A 22,297-nucleotide genomic window follows, 5' to 3' on the forward strand; every position below is an offset into this window, starting at 1 on the left:
ATAAGAATGAATCTTACATTAAAAATTTGGAGACAGAAAGGACCACAGGACAAAGGTAAAATGGTCGAATATAAGGTGACCGAGATTTCAGAACATATGTCATTCCTTGAGATGATGGATGTTTTGAACGAACAGCTCACCAACAAAGGCGAAGAACCTGTTGCTTTTGACCATGACTGTCGCGAAGGTATTTGCGGTATGTGCTCCATGTACATCAACGGGGAAGCCCATGGTCCGGATAGAGGGGTTACTACCTGCCAATTACATATGCGAATGTTCAAGGATGGCGACACCATTACTATTGAGCCGTTTAGGGCAAAAGCCTTTCCGGTAATCAAGGATTTGGTGGTAGACCGTAGTTCCTTTGATCGGATTCAACAGGCCGGTGGTTTTATTTCCGTCAACACCTCTGGAAATACCCAGGATGCCAATGCCATTCCAATTGATAAGCACGCAGCGGATACGGCCATGGATGCCGCTACCTGTATTGGTTGTGGCGCCTGTGTAGCAAGTTGTAAAAATTCCTCGGCCATGTTGTTTGTTGGGGCAAAGGTATCCCAATATGCCCTACTCCCACAAGGACGTATTGAAGCTACGGACCGAGTGAAGAATATGGTCGCGCAAATGGATTTGGAAGGATTTGGAAACTGTACCAATACAGGGGCTTGTGAAGTAGAATGTCCTAAAGGAATATCCTTGGAAAACATTGCCCGTATGAACAGGGAGTTCTTTGCCGCAAGCATAAAAGGATAGTAGTATTAAAATATAATTTATATTCTACAGAAACAGACCCCATCCCTTTTCAGGAATGGGGTTTTTCTTTATCCAGTTCTGGAAAATCCAGTATCTTTAAATATGCCAAAAAAATATAAGGAAGAAAGGATAATCGTTCCGCGTTTTAATGAGGAGTCCGGTTTTTATACCACCCCTGAGCGTTCTAAGATCATGGGAAAAATTAGAGGTAAAAACACCATTCCCGAACTCAAATTTAGAAAAGCCCTATGGGCGGCAGGATATAGATATAGGGTAGATTACAAGAAATTGATTGGCAAACCGGACATTGTCCTAAATAAATATAAAACCGCCATCTTCATTGATGGCGAATATTGGCACGGGTATAATTGGGAGGAGCGGAAACAAAGGATTAAAACAAACAAAGAGTTCTGGATTCCAAAAATTGAACGCAATATTCAACGCGATAGGGAAGTAAACCAAGAATTACAACAAATGGGCTATACCGTATTCCGTTTTTGGGAACGGGAGATTAAGAAAGAATTGGATCTATGTCTAAATCAGGTAATTCAACATTTACAATCACAGCAAAACTAATTTGCCAATTACAAATTCAAACGCGCTCCAATGCCCAAATACAATCACAAAATATTCTCTAAGCTTCCTAATGTAAGAACTACGATTTTTACTACAATGGGGCAATTGGCTCAGAAACACGAGGCAATAAATCTTTCACAAGGGTTCCCCAATTTTGAGCCCGATCCTACCCTAATAGACTTGGTATCCCAAGCCATGAAACAAGGATACAATCAATATGCCCCTATGGCAGGGGTAATGGAACTTAGGGAAGGGATTTCAAAGAAGTTGGAGCAATTATATGGCCGGCGCTATAACCCAGATAATGAAATAACAGTAACCATCGGAGCCACACAGGCCATTTTTACCATTATCACAGCGTTTATTGGCCATGGTGATGAGGTTATGGTCATTAAACCGGCATACGACTGTTATGAGCCCGCCATTGAGGTCAATGGGGGCATTCCTGTATTTGTTCAACTAAGCAATACGGATTTTAAGGTAGATTGGCAGGAATTCCGTTCCAAGATTACCTCCAAAACCAAAATGGTCATCATCAACACTCCTCACAATCCAAGCGGTACAATCTTCTCCAAGGAAGATATGCTTCAATTACAGCAGAGCCTTGACAAAACAGATATAATCGTCATTAGTGATGAAGTCTACGAGCATATTATCTTTGATGGCCTTGTTCATGAAAGTGCCTCAAAATTTGACGGACTTGCCTCCCGTACTTTTGTATGTGGTTCCTTTGGAAAAACATTCCATATAACCGGATGGAAAATGGGATATTGCGCAGGCCCGGCCGAACTAATGCACGAATTTCGTAAAACCCACCAGTTTAATGTGTTTAGTGCGGATCATGCCGTTCAAAAAGCCTTAGCCTCTTATTTAAAAGAACCCCAACATTATTTAGGCCTCAACCAATTTTATCAAGAAAAGCGAAATCTATTCCTAGAAGGACTATCTTCTTCAAGGTTTAAAATAAAACCTTCCCAAGGAACCTATTTCCAATTAGTGGATTATAGTGGTATTAGCCAAGAACCTGACGAAGTCTTTGCCGAACGCCTGGTTACAGAACATCGTATAGCCAGTATTCCCATTTCAGGCTTTAATACCAAGGGAATTGACAAACATCTAGTACGATTCTGTTTCGCCAAGACCAACGAAACTTTGGAAAAGGCCACCGAAATACTATGTAAGCTGTAGTATATGGAATCTATATAGACACTCCCTCCTGTAGGTCCAATCGCATTAACCAATCCGTTTGCCCATCATTGCCAATAAAATAAGGATGACTACCAAACTTATAGAACCCCATTCTTTGATAAAATTTAATAGCTTTAGGATTGTCCTCCCAAACACCAAGCCACACATACAACCTATTTTTGGCTTTTGCAATGGACAATACCTGCCGTACTATCCACTCCCCAATTCCTTGGCCTTGAAATTCGGCCAGCACGTAGATCCGTTCCAACTCCATGGAACAACTATCCCTAATATCCGTTTGGGATTCATTTTCATTTAATTTTATATATCCCACCAAGCTGGAATCCTTATAAATAAAATAAAAGGAAGAATTAATATCCCGTAACTGCTTTAGAAGCGTATCCTCTCCAAAAGAAGTTTTAAGATATTCCTTAAAATCCTGCGGCTTATTGTCCTTTTCAAAAGCCTCTATAAAAGTCCTTCTGCCTAGTTTAGCCAAAACTTCCAAATCGCTGATGGAGCACGGCCTCAAATGTAGTTTCATTGCTTTGCTTTTCTTCCTAAAATACGACTTTTCACTAGGATGAAAACAAAAAAAGGAGCACTCCTCTAAAGAAGTGCTCCTTTTATAAGCTATTGATTTATGCCTACAGCATAAATAATTTTTTGGTCAATCGTACAATGCCTGTAAAAAAGTCATTGCGATAAACTTGAATTTCCTTTTGTGTACGGGTGTGGTTAATTTGGGCTTCCATAATAATTTAGGTTTAGTAGTTGTTAAATTTGGGGTTTAACTTCTGTTAATGATTGCAATATAAATCAGATTAACGCAACATTTAAAAAATTGTTGTGAAATATACAGTAATTGTTGTATGCGTATAAAAATAGTTAATTAGATCGATAAATAACCCTCTCCAAAATGTTAAATAGCGACTTTTCATTTTAGCGTATGATAAAATTCAATATAAGGTATTGTAACTAGATCCCGCCGAAAAATGCGGGATAGTGTCAACTTGCAATTTTAAGTGCGTATTACTGACTTCTCAAAATTGAGTTTCACTAATAAAATAGGAGATACTTAATTGAACAGACCCGTTAAATATCCATCACTGGGATATCGCCTTCTACAATTAAATTCCCTTCAGTAGCTTTCACTATCTCATCGACGCTAACACCAGGTGCCCTTTCCAACAATTTAAATCCGTCGGGAGTTACATCCAGTACGGCCAAATTGGTCACAATTTTTTTTACACACCCAACTCCGGTTAATGGCAAAGTGCATTTCTTTAACAACTTGGATTCACCAGCCCTATTGGTATGCATCATGGCAACAATGATGTTCTCTGCAGAAGCCACCAGGTCCATAGCCCCGCCCATTCCCTTGACCATTTTTCCCGGAATTTTCCAATTGGCAATATCCCCATTCCCAGAAACCTCCATGGCTCCCAAAATGGTGAGATCTACATGTTGACCCCGAATCATCCCAAAGCTCGTTACAGAGTCGAAAAACGAGGCTCCTGGCAGGGTTGTGATGGTCTGTTTGCCTGCATTGATAATGTCGGCATCCTCTTCCCCTTCATACGGAAACGGCCCCATACCCAACACCCCGTTTTCACTTTGAAATTCCACACTTATATCGTCCCTTACAAAATTGGCCACCAAGGTAGGTATCCCGATTCCTAGGTTTACATAATATCCGTCCTTCACTTCCTTTGCAATGCGTTTTGCTATTCCGTTTTTGTCCAACATAATTAATGTTATAATTTACCAATGAATCAATGTGTCAATGTGTCAATGTATTAATTCAACCATCTCACAATTAACCCTAGTAACTAATATACCGTTCTTAGGTTACTATCTTGAATTCCTCTTACTTGTACTTATTATTTTATACAAAATTAACCCCAACTCGTCAATACTATTTTTTAAATCGATATCAAAAGGATATGAATTAGACCGTTCGCATAAAACAAGCCAATATTTGGCTTCCTCCAGCTCCTTGACAGCAATTTTCATTTTATGTATAAAGTCGGCTCTACTTTCAGCGTTTTGTGCTTCATGAATATTAGCACCAATGCTAGTACCTGCCTTTAATAACTGTGTTGCAATGACGTACTTTCTATTCTCCTCTAACACTTCACAATATTCGATAATCCTAATGGCAAAATCGACTGACTTCTGAACAACAGCATTTTCCTTAATTATCATAAGTATTTGAAGTTAAAGTGGCCCATTTGCCATTGATCAACATTACACTTAAATAACAAAACCAGTACAGAACCTAGCAATTCATTAAAACTTCGTTTTACTTGCTTTCCTAATAAACGCCCATTAAAATAAAACCCAATTGTTACATTTTCAAATTAACTAATTGACTAATTGATTTTCCGTATTGTCAACTGTTCAATTCTTTTCTGGTAATCCTTACCATGGAAGATACGTTGCACAAAAATTCCAGGGACATGGATTTGGTTGGGATCCAACTGTCCTGCCGGCACCAACTCCTCCACCTCGGCCACGGTAATCTTGGCAGCGCCGCTCATGGCCGGGTTAAAGTTTCGGGCAGTTCCCTTAAATATTAAATTCCCCGCCTCATCGCCCTTCCAGGCCTTGACAAATGAAAAATCGGCTTTATAGGCTTCTTCCAGCACATACATCTTTCCATTGAACTCTCTGGTTTCTTTTCCTTCGGCCACTTCGGTACCATAACCGGCCGGAGTATAGAATGCCGGGAAACCGGCTTGTGCGGCCCTACATTTCTCCGCTAAAGTTCCTTGAGGAGTTAATTCTACGTCCAATTCCCCACTCAACATTTGCCTTTCAAACTCATCATTCTCCCCCACATAGGAAGAAATCATTTTCTTTATCTGTCTTTTGTGCAATAAAAGACCAAGTCCAAAATCGTCCACTCCGGCATTATTGGAAATACAGGTTAATTCCTTGACCCCCATCTTCACCAATTCCGCAATCGCATTTTCTGGAATACCACATAATCCAAATCCTCCGAGCATAAGAGTCATACCGTCCTTTACCCCTTCCAGGGCCTCCTCCACGTTGGCAACTGTTTTTCGTATCATATAAAACCTTCTTAATTTAACTTATTAACTTGCTCTTTCTAAAATACGGGTTTTTAACGAAAAATGCCCTTAACTTTTTGATAAAAGCAAGGGCATTTAGGCTATAATTTTTTTGTGGTACTAAAAATCCAAATCGTCCTCTATATCTATTTTATTGTCCTCCTCCATTGATGCTTTGGAGCAATCCACATTTATGGATAAATTCTCCGGCTTTTCAAATTCCCCATCGGAAATACCCAATTCCTTGTTGGCATAATTCTTTTTCATATACAAGCCCCAAATTGGCAAAGCCATGGAAGCTCCCTGTCCGTAGGTAATGGTCCTAAAATGAACGGCCTTGTCATCTCCGCCTACCCATACTCCGGTTACCAGGTTGGGGACCATTCCCATAAACCAACCGTCACTTTGGTTCTGGGTAGTACCCGTTTTACCGGCAATTGGGTTTTTAAATTCATAAGGATAACCTGTTATGATCTCCTTATATTCCGGCCTATATTTCTCTGCTCCTGTGGTTCTTAATCTTGTCCCAGATCCCCCTTGGGTTACCCCTGACATAAGATCTAGCATGGCATAGGACACATCCTTGCTCAATACATCTTTGGTTTCCGGCACATACTCATAGAGTACCGTACCATTCTTGTCCTCAATCCTGGTTACCATGACCGGTTTAACGTATACCCCTTGATTGGCAAAGGTACCATAGGCCCCCACCATCTCATATACATTAAGGTCTGCAGTTCCCAAGGCAATGGAAGGTACTTCCGGTATGTCCCCTGTAATTCCCAGATTTTTGGCTATAGATACCACTGCTTTGGGCCCCACCCTATCAATCAATTGGGCAGTGATAGTATTCACTGAATTGGCCAAAGCATTTTTAAGGGTAAGCATTTCCCCGGAATATTTACCATCTGAATTCTTTGGACACCAAGGATCTGGATTCCCGTGTTTATTAGCTTCAATACAATATTGATTGTCCGGAAGTATATCACAGGGCGAAAGACGCAATTGGTCAATGGCGGCAGCATAAACAAAAGGTTTAAATGTAGATCCTACCTGCCTTGCTCCTTGGATAACATTGTCATACTGAAAATGTTTATAATCTATACCGCCTACCCAGGCTTTTACATGTCCCGTTTGTGGTTCCATGGACATCATGGCCGTCTTTAAAAAGGATTTATAGTACTTAATAGAGTCCATGGGCGTCATTACCGTATCTTTTTCCTTGGTTTCACTGTTCCAATCAAAAACGGTCATCTCCACCGGCTCGTTAAAGGAAGCCCTTATTTCCTTTTCACTTTTTCCCTGATCCTTTAAGTTGTGCCATCTGTGCGAGGATTTAATAGCTCTCTCCATAATCCGATCAATTTCCCCATCAACCTCTTGGATAAAGGGTGCCGTTTTATTACGGTCAGGGGTGTTTTGATGAAAAAACTCGGCTTGTAGCCGCTTCATATGTTCTGCCACCGCATCCTCCGCATTTTTTTGCATGCGCGAATCTATGGTGGTGTAAATACGCAACCCGTCCAAATAAATGTTCCATTTATCACTTTCTCCTTTCAAGGCCGGCTTGGGGTTATCTTTAATCCATCTGTTCATAAACCCTTGAAGGTACATCCTAAAATAGGTAGCCAATCCTTCTCGATGGGATTCAGGGCTAAAATTAATATCCATTTTCAAGGCCTGTAAGGAATCCTTCTGCTTTTCGGTTATATAATCATATTTCGCCATCTGGGACAAAACCGTATTTCTTCGATTAAAGACCAATTCTTCACGTCGGATAGGATTGTAATAAGAAGAATTTTTAAGCATACCCACCAGAACTGCAGACTCTTCAATTTTTAGGTTTTTAGGCTCTTTACCAAAATAAATACGGGAAGCAGATCTAATACCATCGGCATTATAGTTAAAATCGTATATATTAAGATACATCTTAATAATTTCTTCTTTGGTATAACTGCGTTCCAACCTAATGGCAAGTACCCACTCCTTTATTTTTTGGGTAATAGTCTCGAAAATATTCTTGGAACGTACCCCTACAAACAATTGTCTTGCCAATTGTTGGGATATGGTACTGGCCCCACCCTTTTTACCCAAATAGGCAAAGGCCCTTAGTGTTCCCCTTGCATCTATTCCCGAATGCTCATAATAACGGGCATCTTCGGTAGCCACCAAAGCCTGTACCAAAGTTTTCGGCAACTCCTCATAGTCTACATCGGTCCTATTGTCGTCCAAATAGAATTTGCCCAATGTTTCTCCATCAGAGGAAATAATTTCACTGGCCAAGTTGGTCTGTGGATTTTCCAAGCGCTCATATTCCGGCATGGCTCCAAAGGCACCCCAGGAAGCTAAAAGGAAAATCATAACTCCGGAAAAAACCCCTATAAAAAAGAGAATCCAAAACCACTTAATGAACTTAAAAAAATTGTTGTTGCTTTTTTTCTTCTTTTTGGTAGCTGTTGCCATAAGCCTACTGATTACTTTTTTCGATTAGGTACCCCACATCGGTAATACCTTCCAATTCCACTATTCCATCTACTTGGCCATTTTTACGCATGGCATGGGAAATTTCTAATGTATATACGCCTGAAGCTGGAAAAACGACGTTTTCCTTATACCATAATTTGTTTTCCTTTAAACTGCCATAGCCCGTTCCCAACCACTCTCCGTCAGGTTTGGCCATTTCATATTCCAAAGTATCCCTTACCACATCGCCATTGGGAAACTTTAACTCCGCAATTAAAAAAAGGTTGCTGTAGGGGTATGTCCCATCATTTCTCAGGTTGATGAACATATTATACTTTTGGAGTGTATCCAGCTCTTGGAAGGAAAATTTTACCACACTATCCCTATTCCATCGTCCATTCTGTGTTGGACTATAATCGGACTTTACGGTTTGCATATCGCAGGAAACCATAAAAATTACTAAAAAAAATACCCCTAAACTCTTAAGCATTGTTGGTAGGCCTTTTTTTATAATTGCTTCGCTTTTTTTTCTTATTATTCCTATTGGACCTTCTCTTCTTTGGGGTATCGAATCGCGTTAGGCTATCCTGTCCTACCACATTCTCAAATACCTTTTCAACCTCCTGAACATTGTCAACCGCATATTCCTCCAAACTGGCTACTTTCTCCCGCTTCTTGTTCTTTTCCATGACCTCCAAAACCTGGTCTTTGGATAAGACATGCCAATTGGCAGGTTCGTCCTTATAGGAAAACCAAAGTGTAGCTTTAAAAATATCTACTTTCTGACAGAAGGCCATACCTTTTTCGGTGAAAAGTTTGGTATCCTGGCCTGGAAAATCCTTTAGGGCATCCAAATAAACGTCCAATTCGTAATTAAGGCAGCATTTAAGCTTACCACATTGCCCTGCAAGTTTTTGGGGATTAAGCGACAACTGCTGATAGCGGGCCGCCGAAGTACTTACCGACCTAAAATCGGTAAGCCATGTAGAGCAGCACAATTCCCTTCCACAGGAACCTATTCCTCCCAAACGTTGGGCTTCTTGACGGTAGCCAATTTGCCTCATTTCAATGCGGATACCAAAAGCCTTGGCCATGTCCTTGATCAACTGTCGGAAATCTACCCGTTCCTCCGCTGTATAATAAAAGGTAGCCTTGGAACCATCTCCTTGAAATTCCACATCCGAGATTTTCATCTGTAGTTTAAGAACAATGGCTATTTCCCTGGCCCTCTTTTTAATTTCCTCTTCCCTATCCCTACATTTTTGCCAAATATCGATGTCCTTTTGGGAAGCCTTTCGGTAAAGTTTGGGAAGTTCCGGATTATTGTAATCCTCTTTTTTCTTCTTCATTTGCACCCTTACCAATTCCCCGGTAAGTGTAACCATTCCCACATCATGACCGGAAGAAGCCTGTGTAGCCACTATATCACCAATGGAAAGTGAAAGATTTTCGGAATTTCTGAAGAATTCTTTTCTGCTATTTTTAAAACGGACTTCCACACAATCAAATGGTTTTTCCCCATTTGGCAGTGACATATTGGAAAGCCAATCAAATACCGTCAATTTATTACAGCCATCAGTGCCACAAGTACCATTGTTCTTGCATCCCTTTGGCTGTCCGTCCTTACCGGTTGAACAACTGCTACAACCCATATTTCGTATCTTGGTTTAGTAAAAATGTAACACTTTTACTAAAAAAGGTTCATAAAATTATTAAACGTAAAGATAGTGTTTTTTTAATGCGATGAAAAGAAAGAGTTCCATTGTCAACCTAAAGCTGCCATTAAACAAGGAAAAATAATCCCAAGTAGGAGATTTCCAACTTAATCTTTGACTAAATTATTTTAAAAATACTACTGTTTTTTTGAGGCAATTAATTCAGAAAAAATTAAATCACCCTTCAAAAAAACAATCTCTTCGTTATGGATAAAACTAAGCCTTTTTTGGCCTGAAACCTCAACAAAAAACTACTTCTTATACTTTAAAACCTCGGAACGACCCTTTTTAAAAATCTTATTGCTCACCACTTTTCCCTTTCTAAGACGTTTTTGTTCCTCAAAAGGGAGTTCATGTATTTCCTTACATTCCAAAGAACAGCAATGGTTCATGGCCTCGGCACAGTCGTCGCATTGAATAAAAAGCAAATGACAGGCCTCATTGGCGCAATTTACATGATTGTCGCATGGGTTACCGCATTGATGGCAGTTGGCTATAACATCATCTGTAATGCGTTCTCCCCTACGGTGGTCAAAAACAAAGTTTTTACCAAGGAACTTATTCTCCAAATTAAGATTATTCACCTGGCGGGTGTATTCGATAATACCACCTTCGAGCTGATATACATTTTTAAAGCCCTTGTGTTTATAATATGCACTGGCCTTTTCGCACCTAATACCACCGGTACAGTACATGACCAATTTTTTGTCCTCTTTATAATCTGCAAGATCCTTCTCTATGATATCCAAAGAATCCCTAAACGTATCCACATCCGGGGTAATGGCATTTTTAAAATGCCCTATTTCACTTTCGTAATGATTCCGCATGTCTACCAAAATGGTATCGGAATCTTCAATAAGTTCATTAAATTTTACGGCATCAACATGGATTCCCTTATTGGTAACATCAAAGGAATCGTCATTTAAACCATCGGCCACGATTTTTTCGCGGACCTTCACCTTTAGTTTTAAAAATGATTTGTTATCCTGTTCAATAGCGATGTTCAACCTAACATTTTCCAAAAAGGTGATGCTGTCCAAATGGGCCTTGAAGGCATTGAAATTAACGGCAGGAACAGATAATTGGGCATTTATACCTTCATGGGCCACATAAATACGGCCCAAAACGTCCAGTTCGTTCCAATGAATAAATAAATGATTACGGAAAATTGACGGATTGCCAATACGTGCATATTTATAGAAAGAAATGGTGAGGCGGTCCAATCCGGCCTCCTCTATTAGAGCCTCCCTTTCCTTTGCACTTAAGGTATTGTACAGTTGCATACTATACTAATATTTTAAGTTAAAGAATTGTTTTAAGGCCGCAAAAATAAGATTTATAGGGCGGGATTAAAAGGAATATGCCTGTTTTTTGAATCCCAGGAAGACATAAAACACTTTGTAACCTTACATTTAAGAAATATGAAACAAAAACATGGGCTTTAGAATTAATACAGGCTGTATATAAAACAAAAAAGGATCTCGATGTTATCAAGACCCTTTTTAAGGTCAATATTGATTTTTCTTTTTCATAGAATTACAATAAAATATTGACCCACAACCCTTATTGTTTTACCAGAACAATAAGCAACCTAATTTGAGTTAGTTACTTTTTAGATACAACAAATAAAAAAAGGTTGCGTCCAAAAGCTCCAATAATTTAGTCTTACTGTAAAAAAGCAGCTAAAATGGGCCATACAAATTCTGTAAGACCCTTTAAATAAAGGTGTTAAAATGAATTTCGGAAGATTCAAAAATCTTAGGCAGAACAAAATAATTGCCGAATATCTTCACATAAAATCCACTACATAGGTGGTTTAATGCAAAAAGAATTGGTATTTTAGCGTCCCTAATATGATATGTAAATGAGTTCCGAAAAAGACGCAAAATTAAAAGCACTTAAACTTACCCTGGATAAATTGGATAAAACTTATGGCAAAGGTGCCGTAATGAAGATGGGCGATAGTGTAGTGCAGGACGTAGAAGTGATATCATCGGGTTCTTTGGGCTTGGATGTAGCACTTGGTGTTGGAGGCTATCCACGAGGAAGGGTAATTGAAATTTACGGACCCGAATCCTCTGGTAAAACCACACTTACGCTTCACGCCATGGCTGAGGCCCAAAAAAATGGAGGTATCGCAGCTTTTATAGATGCGGAACATGCCTTTGACCGTTTTTACGCCCAAAAGCTTGGTGTAGATATAGATAACCTGATCATTTCCCAACCCGATCACGGTGAACAAGCTTTGGAAATAGCAGATAACCTTATACGTTCCGGTGCTATCGACATTGTTGTTATCGACTCGGTTGCCGCATTGACCCCTAAGAGTGAAATTGAAGGAGAAATGGGCGACTCAAAAATGGGGCTTCATGCCCGATTAATGTCACAGGCCTTGCGAAAGCTTACTGGTTCTATCAGTAAAACAAACTGTACCGTAATCTTTATTAACCAATTGCGTGAAAAAATTGGGGTTATGTTTGGCAATCCGGAAACAACCACTGGTGGTAACGCCCTTAAATTTTACGCCTCCGTCCGTTTGGATATAAGAAGATCTACCCAAATTAAGGATACCGATGGTGATGTACAAGGAAACAAGACCCGGGTAAAAGTGGTCAAGAACAAGGTTGCCCCTCCATTCCGGACCGCCGAATTCGATATTATGTACGGGGAAGGTATTTCCAAAGTAGGGGAAATAATCGACTTGGGTGTTGAATTTGAAATTATCAAGAAAAGTGGATCCTGGTTTAGTTACGGGGACACCAAACTGGGCCAGGGCAGGGATGCCGTAAAAAATTTGCTGCTGGATAATCCCGAACTACTCGAAGAACTGGAAGGCAAAATTAAAGAAGCCATTAAAACAGTAAAGTCATAAACCTAAAAATCCCGATCTCTTCGGGATTTTTTATTTCTACACGCAACCTTTAATTACCCTTTACATCTTAATAACAAAAGCAATTGTCATGAAACCTGCTTGTACCTAAAAATCAAAATATGTCCGTTCATATTTTTCAGGTAAAATAGGTTTCCAAAACCATTTTAAAACTAAATAAATATTAAGAACATGAAACGAGTATTCTTTTTGCTGCTTGTTGCCTCTTTTACACTATTCACATCGTGCGACATAGATGATGATGTTAACTATCATTTTGAAGCCCTACAGGTGAAATCTGTAGAAATGCCGGAGGCATTTGATTACGGTGAAATTTATAAAATAAAAGTTACTTACTTTAGGCCGAATAATTGTACCTTTTTCGAAGGTTTTGATGTTGTAAAGGAAGGTTTAACAACTAGAAAGGTGGTCACTATTGGTACCGTCATTGAAGAGGAAGAGGAATGTTCCGGTAGTGGGGAAGAATTAGTGGCAACATTTAACTTTGAGGTCTTATATGATGAGCCTTATTTGTTTAGATATTGGACAGGTGAGGATGCCGATGGGGAACCAACATATTTAGAAATTACAGTGCCAGTCAACGAAGATAGTTCGGCAATAATAGCACCCGAAAGTGTTATGGGCGCGACCAATTTAAAGAATTAGTAAATAACCCAATCCATATTTTGAGTAATCTGGTAGAGCTCATAAATAATTGCAAAAAAGGGAACAGACAAGCACAAGAACAGTTATACCGGGATTATTCCCGGATACTGTTCGGCATTTGTCTCAAATACTCTCGCAATAAAACGGAGGCCGAGGACAATCTGCATGATAGTTTTATGACTATCTACAGTAAAATAGATCAGTTTAAACACCAAGGTTCCTTTGAAGGCTGGATTAAGCGAATAACAGTAAATACGGTACTTCAAAAATATAGAAAAGAGGAAACCTTAACACTGGTTACAGATAATATAGAGGATGAAGTGCCAGAAGATTCAGGCTATTTAAACTTGGATTTGGCCACCTTGCTAAGTTATGTGCAAGAGCTTCCAAATAAATACCGCTTAACCTTCAACCTTTATGTGTTGGATGGTTATAGCCACAAAGAGATCAGTGAAATGTTAGGAACGTCCCTAGGGACTTCCAAATCCAATCTTGCCCGGGCAAGAATGATATTAAAGGAAAAAATTGAGGCAAATAAAGCTCGAATTATAATGGAAGGGTAACCTCCCATTTATAATCCCTGCTGAACAATTAAAAACATGAGTGAAAATAATTTAGACAAATTATTTCAAGAGAAGTTGGCCAACTTCCAAGAAATTCCCGACGAAAAAGTTTGGGATTCCATAGCCGCTTCCTTGGATAATAAGAAACGATCGCGAAAGCTTGTTCCCCTTTGGTGGAAAGTTGGCGGTGTGGCAGCAATACTTGCCATCCTATTTCTTGCGATCAATCCTTTTTCCACTTCCGAATCGGTAGCACCCATTATTACGGATGTAGAAAACAATACCCGAAATACCAAGGACTCCAACACCTTAAAGGAATCTTCCATTGAAGCCAGCAGCATCACCAATAATGAAGGAAAAACTTTAGAGGAAAATCAAATGGAAAAAACCCGCCAAACTGCTGTGGACAAAACCAACATTCCCCTAAACAACAATAAAAGCATAATTGCCGAGGAAAATGCAAAAAACCACGATCCAGAAGAAGGTTTAAAGAACACCACTGCCCCCACCCCTGTAACCAAGGAATTGGCAGAAAATAATAAAGACGCAAAACGTCTTGATAAAACAGTAAGCCAAAACCCTGCCCTTACTATTCAACCAGGGATAGGGAGCGATACATTACCCAAAAAAGACCTGTCCATTACCACTGAGGAAGCTATTGTACATCAGGAGAACAACAATGAAAACAAGCCCATTGGGAATACTCCGGAGGTAGTCTCCGAAGACCGTCCTTCAAATAAAAAATCAATTCTAGAGGCCATCGAAGAAAATGAGGTCGTTAAAGTTGAGGAAACCCGCAATGGAAGGTGGTCTGCAGGCCCAAGTATCGCTCCAGTTTACTTTAATGGTTTGGGTGAAGGATCGCCTATCAACTCTATTCTTGCTTCCAATAACAAAACGGGGGGCGTAAGCCTAAGTTATGGTATCACGGTAGCCTATGAAATTTCCAAAAAATTAAGCGTGCGTTCCGGTATCCATAAAGTTGATTATGGCTACGATACCAACGACGTCTCCTTTACATCCTCCTTTAATGCCTCAAATGGTAGACAAATAAGTAATATTAATTATTCCAATGACTCCCAATCCATAATTTTAAATAATCCAAATAGTGAGAATGTAATTCCCAAACCAGGAACCGTATTCGCCATGGACGTAACCGGTAAAAACCCTACGCGTTTAGGAACAATGGGGCAAGAAATGGGATATTTGGAAGTGCCCTTGGAATTAAATTATGCACTTTTGGACCGCAAATTTGGCATTAATATTATTGGAGGAGTAAGCTCCCTTTTTCTAACGGATAATTCGGTAGTACTGGAATCTAGTGGACAGACGACAGAGGTGGGGGAAGCCAATAATGTCAATTCCGTTAATTTTAGCACCAATGTAGGTCTTGGACTGGATTATAAGTTTACCCCTAAGCTAAAATTTAATGTAGAGCCGGTTTTTAAATATCAACTAAATACTTTTTCCAATACCTCAGGCAATTTCAACCCATATTCCTTGGGTGTATACAGTGGATTCACTTTAAAGTTTTAACTCCCAAGAAAGCAGCTACAACTGGCATACCGCCCCTGGGAATCATAGGTCTAGCTGGAATGTTTTAGCTCATTCAATATTACTGCCCTGACCGATTCCCGAAGCATAGTCTTGTCTGACTCCTTAATACTTTGAGTAGTAAAAAATTTATGCACCTTAACACGTAATCTTCCCGGACCTCCACTATAAAAAGTAAAGGAGAACCGTTTTTTGTTGTCCAAAAAGGTCATAGGTACGACCGGAATGTTGTGCGCAATGGCCATTTTAAATGCCCCGTCCTTAAAATCATCCAAAATAATATGTTCCTCGGGCACCCCGCCCTCTGGAAAAATACAAATACTCAACCCCTGTTGTAATCTCTTTTGCGCCCTTCTATAAACCGCAGTCCTACTTTTGGCACTCTCCCTATCCACCAAGATACATACCCTTTTATAGAAAAACCCGAACAGTGGAATCTTTACCAATTCCTTCTTCCCTATGAACACAAAAGGGTTTTTACTGACTTTTAACATCAGCATAATATCCAGCATACTGGTGTGATTGGATACCAACATATAACTTTCGCCCTTTTTTAGTCTTTGCTCCCACTTAATTTCTGGAAAACACCCCATACCATAGAGAATAGTGTTGGCCCATATATTACGAGCCATCCAGAAAAATTGTGGGTATGTCTTCTCGGAAAGGGTAAATAGCAACAAGAAAGGAAACATTAATAAAATAGGAAGGACCGCCAAAACATAGAACCAAATCCGGTAAAGCCCCTGGCCTAATTTTTTTAGGAATAATAGCATGTCGTCAAAAGTAATAATTTTAGTCCTTCTTTAGAATTTCTTTTACCTTTGTCCTTCTTTGAAAATAAAATAATGGCAAGAATCTTAACCGGTATACAAAGTACGGGAACCCCTCATCTAGGAAATATTTTGGGAGCGATTATCCCTGCTATAGAAATGGCAAACAATCCAGCAAACGAATCCTTTCTCTTTATTGCGGATATGCACTCACTGACCCAAATTAAGAATGGGGAACAATTGCGGAGCAACACTTATGCTGTTGCCGCTACATGGTTGGCATTTGGATTGGATATTGATAAAACAGCTTTTTATCGCCAGAGTGATATCCCCCAGACCGCTGAACTGGCATGGTACCTCAGCTGTTTTTTTCCTTACCAAAGACTAACCCTTGCCCACTCTTTTAAGGACAAGGCAGACCGACTCGAAGATGTAAATGCCGGCTTGTTCTTCTATCCTATGCTTATGGCTGCCGACATACTTTTATACGATGCCGAGATAGTCCCAGTTGGCAAGGATCAAATGCAACACTTGGAAATGACCCGCGACGTAGCTTCAAGGTTTCATGCCCAATTAGGCGAAACCTTTGTAATGCCCGAAGGAAAGGTGCAGGAAGAAACCATGTACGTCCCTGGCACCGATGGCACCAAAATGAGTAAAAGCAAGGGCAACTTAATAAGCCTTTTTCAAACCGACAAACAATTGCGCAAACAGATCATGGGTATACAGACAGACAGTACCCCTATGGAAGCTCCTAAAAATCCGGATACGGATAATGTGTTTGCCTTGTACAAAATTCTGGCTACGGAAAATCAAGTTGCCGAAATGAGGTCTAATTACCTAAACGGCAACTATGGCTACGGACATGCCAAGCAGGCGCTATATGAGGTGGTCTTGGAACGCTTTGGGGAGGCAAGGGAAAAGTTCGATTATTATATGAACCACCTAAATGAACTGGATGAAGCATTGGCTGTTGGCGCTAAAAAAGCCACAATAGTTGCCGATAGTGTTCTGGAAAGGGTAAGAATGAAGGTGGGGTATTAATTTTTGAAAAACATACCCCTTGGTCGGTCTATGCCATTCCCGGATGTCCTCTCAAAAAGATTAATGGGTTGAAGGGATATTGAAGTACGATGAAATACCCAAAGATCTTCATTGTTCAATTAAAAACGCCCTTTGACAAACTAGGTGGTTGGTAAATTTTGACGAAGACTCCCCTAAAAACAAGGTAGACCTTTGCCATTGCCACACTATTAAATGCAGTAAACAGGCTATTCACACCTTTTTTAAATGGCCTCGAACAACTTGCCGGGAAGTGGCCTTACCACTCCTTTCATTTCCATATTCAACAGGATAGAGGAAACCTTGAATATCGGCAATTTACAATCCAGTGCAATATGGTCCAACATTTGTTTGCCCCTTTGCTGTAAATAGTCATAGATTTCCTTCTCGGTATCGTCCAACTCCACAAATAATTGCTTTTGTATAATTGTCGGCTCCTTTTCTTCCAAATCCCAACCCAACATATAGATAAGATCGGCGGCCGACGTAAGCATCTGTGCCTTCTGCTGTTTTATGAGGTTATTGCAACCACTGCTGTACTTATCCTGGGTTCTCCCAGGTACGGCAAAAACATCGCGATTATAGCTGTTTGCTATATCGGCGGTAACCAGACTACCTCCTTTTTCCGCGGATTCCACTACGATAGTAGCTTCTCCCATTCCCGCAATAATCCGATTCCGCTTTAAAAAATTTTCCCTATCGGGTTGACTCGTACTCCAAAATTCAGTGAAAAAACCGCCATTTTTATTTATATCCTGCACATATTTTGCATGAGTCTTTGGATAAATCTGATTTAACCCATGGGCCAAACACCCTATGGTCTGTAAACCATGCTTTACGGCAGCCCGCTGTACGCAAATATCCACCCCGTAAGCAAACCCACTTACAATAATTGGATCCAGTGGTGCCAATTCCTCTATGAATTGCTCACAAAATGAAGTTCCATAACTGGTAATATTTCTAGTCCCTACAATACTTATGATCTTTTGGTGGCTCAAATTGATCTCACCTTGGCTAAAAAGTAAAATAGGGCTATCTATACAATGCTTTAAATAGGCGGGATAACTATCCTCCATAAAATAATGAAGGTTTATTTCCCCACTTCTTATAAATTCGTACTCCAACTCGGCGGCCTCCAAATGTTCCCTGTCCATAAGTCCTTTTAGGGTGCCGGAACCAATACCATCCAATTTCAACAACCGAGTCATTTTTTCCTCAAAAATTGCCAAAGGACTCCCACAACTGGATATTAATTTTTTGGCTGTTATATCACCAATATTTGGTACGTTCTGCAACCGAAGAATAGCAATTATTTCATCTCTAGACATTTATGGAAGCGGCTTAGTTGTTCACAAAATACATAAAATATAATGTTAATAAAAAGTTATGTGAAGAGTTTTGAACTTGTTAATTTTTTCCAATCTTTGTCCTTATGGGAACCGAACATTACATAGCGGAGCTGCTTTATAGATACAATTGTGTAATGGTGCCTGAATTTGGCGCTTTTTTGACACAGATGAAATCTGCCGTTATCAATGACGCCACAAATTCTTTCTACCCTCCTTCTAAAATAATTTCCTTTAACGAACAACTGACATCCAATGACGGACTATTGGTTTCGTACATGGCCGATGCTGAAAAAATGTCTTACGAAGACATGCAAAAGCAGATAGCCACTGTATCCTCGAAATGGAAAAAACTTTTAAAGGAAGGCAATCGTTTAAGTTTACCCAATATTGGTGAACTCTGGTTGAACAAGGAAGGCAAAACACAGTTTCAGCCTTCATATCAAGTGAATTACCTAACCTCGTCCTTTGGCTTATCCACTTTTGTATCCACCCCGGTCTCTAGGGAGATTTTAAAGGAGGAAGTAGTGGAATTGGAGGAAAAGATTCCATTTATGATTACTCCCGAGGCTAGGAAAGAATCCAAACTGAGGCCATATTTGAAGTATGCAGCTGTTATATTGTTGGCCGTTGCCACAGGTTTTACTGGTTATCGCCTTTATAATGAAAAGGTTTACGACCAAGAATTGGTGAGACAGGACGCGCATCAGCAAGTGTCAAAAAATATTCAGGAAGCCACTTTTTTCAATACAGCTCCCATTGAATTGCCTGCCATATCCCTGAATATTACCACAAACAAAAAAAGTGGTGTTCACCAAGTTATTGCCGGTGCTTTTAGAATTCAGGAGAATGCTGAAAAGAAAGTCCTTCAACTTAAAGAAAAAGGATACGACGCATCCTATCTTGGTGTTAATCAATATGGACTGCATATGGTAGCCTATGGCAGTTTTGACGATGCCAAGGAAGCCTTAAATTATTTAAGGAAAATAAAGCAGTCCGAATCTCCAGAGGCTTGGTTGCGCTCCGTAAAATAAATCCTTCTCTACTTTTTAGCTTAATATTACCAATGTATCTTTACCCAAAAGAAATTTATGGAGTCAAAGACGCCCAGTGAATCGCGTACCTTAATGACCGATATGGTCCTGCCCAGTGAAACCAACCCTCTGAACAACTTGTTTGGTGGTGAATTGTTGGCGCGAATGGATCGTGCTGCCAGTATTGCCGCCAGACGCCACAGCAGACGAATTACCGTTACGGCATCGGTAAATCATGTCGCCTTTAACCAGGCTGTTCCAGTAGGAAGTGTAGTTACTGTAGAGGCAGCCGTTTCCAGAGCCTTTAGGACCTCCATGGAAGTGTTTATAGATGTTTGGATGGAAGACCGGTTTAACGGCGAGAAATCCAAGGTAAACGAGGCTATCTACACTTTTGTAGCCGTTGACGATAGCGGAAAGCCTACGACAGTTCCCGAACTACGGCCAGAGACCGCATTGGAAATTAAGCGATATGAGGCCGCGCTGCGCAGAAAGCAGCTAAGTTTGGTACTTGCAGGCAAGATGAAGCCCAAGGATGCTACCGAATTAAAGGCCTTGTTTATGGATTAAAAATCGAAATTATTAGGGTCGGGACCAAATCTTTTTCCACGGTCCAATTGATCTAATTTTTTAACATCCTCGGCAACAAGTTCAAAATCAAAAATGTCGGCATTGGCAATAATTCGATCCCTTTTTGCAGATTTGGGAATCGTGATAACCCCTTTTTGCAAATCCCATCGCAGTACAATTTGGGCAATAGTCTTATTGTATTTTGCCGCTAGGTCCTTCATTATATCCATTTCAAAGATATGCCCTTGCATTAGAGGGGACCAGGCTTCATACTGAATGGTATTTTTATTGCAAAAATCGATCAACTCCTGTTGCACCAAATAGGGATGAAATTCCATTTGGTTCACCATTGGGACTATTTCCGAAGAAGTCATTAAATCTTCAAGATGGTGCTGCATAAAATTACTCACTCCAATAGCCCTAACGCCTTTATGCTTATACAAATATTCCATAGCACGCCAAGTCTCCTTATACTTACCATTTACGGGCCAGTGTACCAAGTAAAGATCTAAATAATCCAAATTTAACCGCTTTAAACTGGATTCGTATGCCTTTATAGTACTTTCATAACCCTGATCGCTATTCCACACCTTACTCACCACGAATATATCTTTGCGGTCTACACCGCTTTCCTTAATCCCTTGGCCCACACCCTCTTCATTCTTATATATGGAAGCCGTATCTATATGCCGATATCCTTCATCCAACGCCCATTTTACCGCATTGACCACTTCCTTTCCATCTTTGGACAAATAGACCCCTAAACCAAAATAGGGCATTTCCACGCCATTATGCAGCCTAAAACTTCCTTTTAAATCCGTTATATTTTTCAATTTTAAAATATTTTATAGTTGATATATCCATTCCTCTGGATTAAGTCGGGTAGTATCCTTGTACAGATAAAATTTCAATTGGGTAGTACCGCTGGATTTGCTGGTGTAAATATCCCCCAGATCCGACTTGGTGCTTACCTTATCCCCTTTTTTCACATAAACCCTGGAAAGATTGTAGTACGTACTTATATAATTTCCATGTTTAATCTGTACGCCCTTATTCCCTCCTGGAACTGACAGGATAGCGATAACCTCCCCTTCAAAGATGGCCCTCGCCTTGGATCCTTCATCGGTGGCAATGATTACCCCATTACTTTCGTGCTTTATACCGGGATAAACGGCGTCATTATAAACACCAAAACCCTGTCTTTTAATACCCTTTTCAACCGGCCAGATCAATTTTCCCTTGTTGGCCGAGAAATTATTGGCTACAATGGTCGCTTCGGGAGTTAAAACAAACTTACTACTACTTGTTGCAGTAGTACTGGTAGACTTAGTGGCCTCTCTGTTGGAGGCTGCAATAGCACTTCTAATTAATCTCTCTATCTGCTCGTCTATCCTCTTGGCCTCCTTCTTCTTATTTTCAATAGCCGTGGCATATTTGCTTTCGTTCTTTCTTATACTCTTGAGCAACTCCTTTTGTGATTGGATTTCTTTGTACAATTGATTTTTGATCTGGGTATTTTCGGCCACAAGTTTATCCTTCTCCTTACGCTGTTCCGAAAGATCTTTGTTCAATTGGGTAAGCTCATCCGTTTTTGCCACAATTTGTTCGCCCTGTTCCTTTCTGTATTGGGTATATTGCTTCATGTATTGAAAGCGCTTAAAAGCCTGTAGAAAATCCTCGGAAGACAACAGAAACATCAATCTGCTCTGCCTGGATTTATTCTGATATGACTTTTGAATCATATTCCCGTATTCCTCTTTAAGAAAAGCGAGATCATTTCGTAATTTTCCAATGTTCCTCACATTGGTATTTATCTGCCTATTGAGTAAATTGGACTGTTGATTGGTAACCCTGATCAACTGCTGGCGTACATTTATTTTATGGTCCATAGCCTCCATCTGCTCTAAGACATTTCCCTTTTCCTTCTTCTCCGCGAACAATAATCGGTTAATCTCCGAAATTTCTTTTTGGAGCTGTTCCCTCTTGGACTCCAAGGCTTTTTGTTCATTGGTCTGGGCCCTTGAAATATTGCCCATAAAAATGAACATAACTAAAAGAGAATAAATTACATAAGAGTGTTTACTTCCCATA

Annotated in this window: 22 protein-coding genes; 10 read left to right on the plus strand and 12 right to left on the minus strand. The window is 40.0% G+C overall.

Features of this window, described 5'->3' with window-relative positions:
• Positions 1-6 precede the first annotated feature (6 nt).
• The 3 genes from C7972_RS10775 to C7972_RS10785 all read left to right on the plus strand — a co-directional run bounded on the left by C7972_RS10775 (position 7) and on the right by C7972_RS10785 (position 2,517).
• A complete protein-coding gene (locus C7972_RS10775; protein WP_110356181.1) occupies positions 7-753 on the plus strand; it encodes a succinate dehydrogenase/fumarate reductase iron-sulfur subunit in 747 nt (248 codons plus the stop codon).
• Between the two features lie 102 nt (positions 754-855).
• The gene (locus tag C7972_RS10780) at positions 856-1,329 is read left to right on the plus strand and encodes a very short patch repair endonuclease (RefSeq protein WP_110356182.1); all 474 of its coding nucleotides are present in this window, start codon (positions 856-858) and stop codon (positions 1,327-1,329) included.
• 30 nt (positions 1,330-1,359) lie between these two features.
• Complete coding sequence (locus tag C7972_RS10785; protein WP_110356183.1) at positions 1,360-2,517, plus strand: methionine aminotransferase; 1,158 nt, start codon at positions 1,360-1,362, stop codon at positions 2,515-2,517.
• A gap of 10 nt (positions 2,518-2,527) precedes the next feature.
• Here the strand turns inward: C7972_RS10785 and C7972_RS10790 are convergent, their stop codons facing one another.
• From C7972_RS10790 to C7972_RS10825, 8 genes are all read right to left on the minus strand, one after another.
• A complete protein-coding gene (locus C7972_RS10790) occupies positions 2,528-3,061 on the minus strand; it encodes a GNAT family N-acetyltransferase (protein ID WP_110356184.1) in 534 nt (177 codons plus the stop codon).
• A gap of 551 nt (positions 3,062-3,612) precedes the next feature.
• Positions 3,613-4,266, minus strand: a complete 654-nt coding sequence (locus C7972_RS10795; RefSeq protein WP_110356185.1) for a 3-oxoacid CoA-transferase subunit B — start codon at positions 4,264-4,266, stop codon at positions 3,613-3,615.
• A 105-nt stretch (positions 4,267-4,371) separates the two neighbouring features.
• Entirely contained in the window at positions 4,372-4,725 is a 354-nt protein-coding gene (locus C7972_RS10800) for a four helix bundle protein (RefSeq protein ID WP_110356186.1), read from the minus strand.
• Positions 4,726-4,892: 167 nt separating this feature from the next.
• Positions 4,893-5,594 (minus strand): CoA transferase subunit A, encoded by a 702-nt coding sequence (locus tag C7972_RS10805; RefSeq protein WP_110356187.1) that lies wholly within the window; start codon positions 5,592-5,594, stop codon positions 4,893-4,895.
• Positions 5,595-5,714: 120 nt separating this feature from the next.
• Positions 5,715-8,057, minus strand: coding sequence for a penicillin-binding protein 1A (locus C7972_RS10810; RefSeq protein WP_110356188.1), 2,343 nt, complete (start codon positions 8,055-8,057; stop codon positions 5,715-5,717).
• Between the two features lie 4 nt (positions 8,058-8,061).
• Positions 8,062-8,547 (minus strand): gliding motility lipoprotein GldH, encoded by a 486-nt coding sequence (locus tag C7972_RS10815; protein ID WP_110356189.1) that lies wholly within the window; start codon positions 8,545-8,547, stop codon positions 8,062-8,064.
• Positions 8,540-9,709 carry a regulatory iron-sulfur-containing complex subunit RicT gene (locus tag C7972_RS10820; RefSeq protein ID WP_110356190.1) on the minus strand — a complete coding sequence of 390 codons (1,170 nt, stop codon included), beginning with the start codon at positions 9,707-9,709 and terminating at the stop codon, positions 8,540-8,542. Before C7972_RS10820 ends, C7972_RS10815 begins: the two co-directional genes overlap by 8 nt.
• 314 nt (positions 9,710-10,023) lie before the next feature.
• Positions 10,024-11,055, minus strand: coding sequence for a rhodanese-related sulfurtransferase (locus tag C7972_RS10825; protein WP_110356191.1), 1,032 nt, complete (start codon positions 11,053-11,055; stop codon positions 10,024-10,026).
• Positions 11,056-11,636: 581 nt separating this feature from the next.
• Between C7972_RS10825 and recA the strand changes: the two genes are divergently transcribed.
• The 4 genes from recA (at position 11,637) to C7972_RS10845 (ending at position 15,406) form a co-directional block, all read left to right on the plus strand.
• Positions 11,637-12,644, plus strand: a complete 1,008-nt coding sequence (gene recA, locus C7972_RS10830) for a recombinase RecA (RefSeq protein WP_110356192.1) — start codon at positions 11,637-11,639, stop codon at positions 12,642-12,644.
• Positions 12,645-12,833: 189 nt separating this feature from the next.
• On the plus strand, positions 12,834-13,307 hold the full coding sequence (locus tag C7972_RS10835; protein WP_110356193.1) for a hypothetical protein: 474 nt from the start codon (positions 12,834-12,836) through the stop codon (positions 13,305-13,307).
• 20 nt (positions 13,308-13,327) lie between these two features.
• Positions 13,328-13,870, plus strand: a complete 543-nt coding sequence (locus C7972_RS10840) for an RNA polymerase sigma factor (protein WP_110356194.1) — start codon at positions 13,328-13,330, stop codon at positions 13,868-13,870.
• 36 nt (positions 13,871-13,906) lie between these two features.
• A complete protein-coding gene (locus C7972_RS10845) occupies positions 13,907-15,406 on the plus strand; it encodes an outer membrane beta-barrel protein (RefSeq protein ID WP_110356195.1) in 1,500 nt (499 codons plus the stop codon).
• Between the two features lie 50 nt (positions 15,407-15,456).
• Here C7972_RS10845 and C7972_RS10850 read toward each other — a convergent pair whose 3' ends face one another.
• Complete coding sequence (locus C7972_RS10850) at positions 15,457-16,197, minus strand: 1-acyl-sn-glycerol-3-phosphate acyltransferase (protein ID WP_110356196.1); 741 nt, start codon at positions 16,195-16,197, stop codon at positions 15,457-15,459.
• Between the two features lie 72 nt (positions 16,198-16,269).
• Here C7972_RS10850 and trpS point away from each other — a divergent pair, with 72 nt between their 5' ends.
• On the plus strand, positions 16,270-17,238 hold the full coding sequence (gene trpS / locus C7972_RS10855; RefSeq protein WP_110356197.1) for a tryptophan--tRNA ligase: 969 nt from the start codon (positions 16,270-16,272) through the stop codon (positions 17,236-17,238).
• A gap of 242 nt (positions 17,239-17,480) precedes the next feature.
• Here the strand turns inward: trpS and dprA are convergent, their stop codons facing one another.
• Complete coding sequence (gene dprA / locus C7972_RS10860; protein WP_110356198.1) at positions 17,481-18,584, minus strand: DNA-processing protein DprA; 1,104 nt, start codon at positions 18,582-18,584, stop codon at positions 17,481-17,483.
• Positions 18,585-18,688: 104 nt separating this feature from the next.
• On the opposite strand from dprA, the gene C7972_RS10865 reads away from it, so the two are divergent.
• Positions 18,689-19,636, plus strand: coding sequence for an SPOR domain-containing protein (locus C7972_RS10865; RefSeq protein WP_110356199.1), 948 nt, complete (start codon positions 18,689-18,691; stop codon positions 19,634-19,636).
• 57 nt (positions 19,637-19,693) lie between these two features.
• Complete coding sequence (locus C7972_RS10870) at positions 19,694-20,206, plus strand: acyl-CoA thioesterase (RefSeq protein WP_110356200.1); 513 nt, start codon at positions 19,694-19,696, stop codon at positions 20,204-20,206.
• Here the strand turns inward: C7972_RS10870 and C7972_RS10875 are convergent.
• Both C7972_RS10875 and C7972_RS10880 read right to left on the minus strand, forming a co-directional pair.
• A complete protein-coding gene (locus C7972_RS10875) occupies positions 20,203-21,039 on the minus strand; it encodes an aldo/keto reductase (protein ID WP_286104432.1) in 837 nt (278 codons plus the stop codon). The two genes, C7972_RS10870 and C7972_RS10875, sit on opposite strands and share 4 nt — an antisense overlap.
• A gap of 12 nt (positions 21,040-21,051) precedes the next feature.
• Positions 21,052-22,296 carry a murein hydrolase activator EnvC gene (locus C7972_RS10880; RefSeq protein ID WP_110356201.1) on the minus strand — a complete coding sequence of 415 codons (1,245 nt, stop codon included), beginning with the start codon at positions 22,294-22,296 and terminating at the stop codon, positions 21,052-21,054.
• Position 22,297 lies beyond the last annotated feature (1 nt).

The sequence above is a fragment of the Arenibacter sp. ARW7G5Y1 genome (assembly GCF_003201775.1).
Classification (GTDB): Bacteria; Bacteroidota; Bacteroidia; order Flavobacteriales; family Flavobacteriaceae; genus Arenibacter.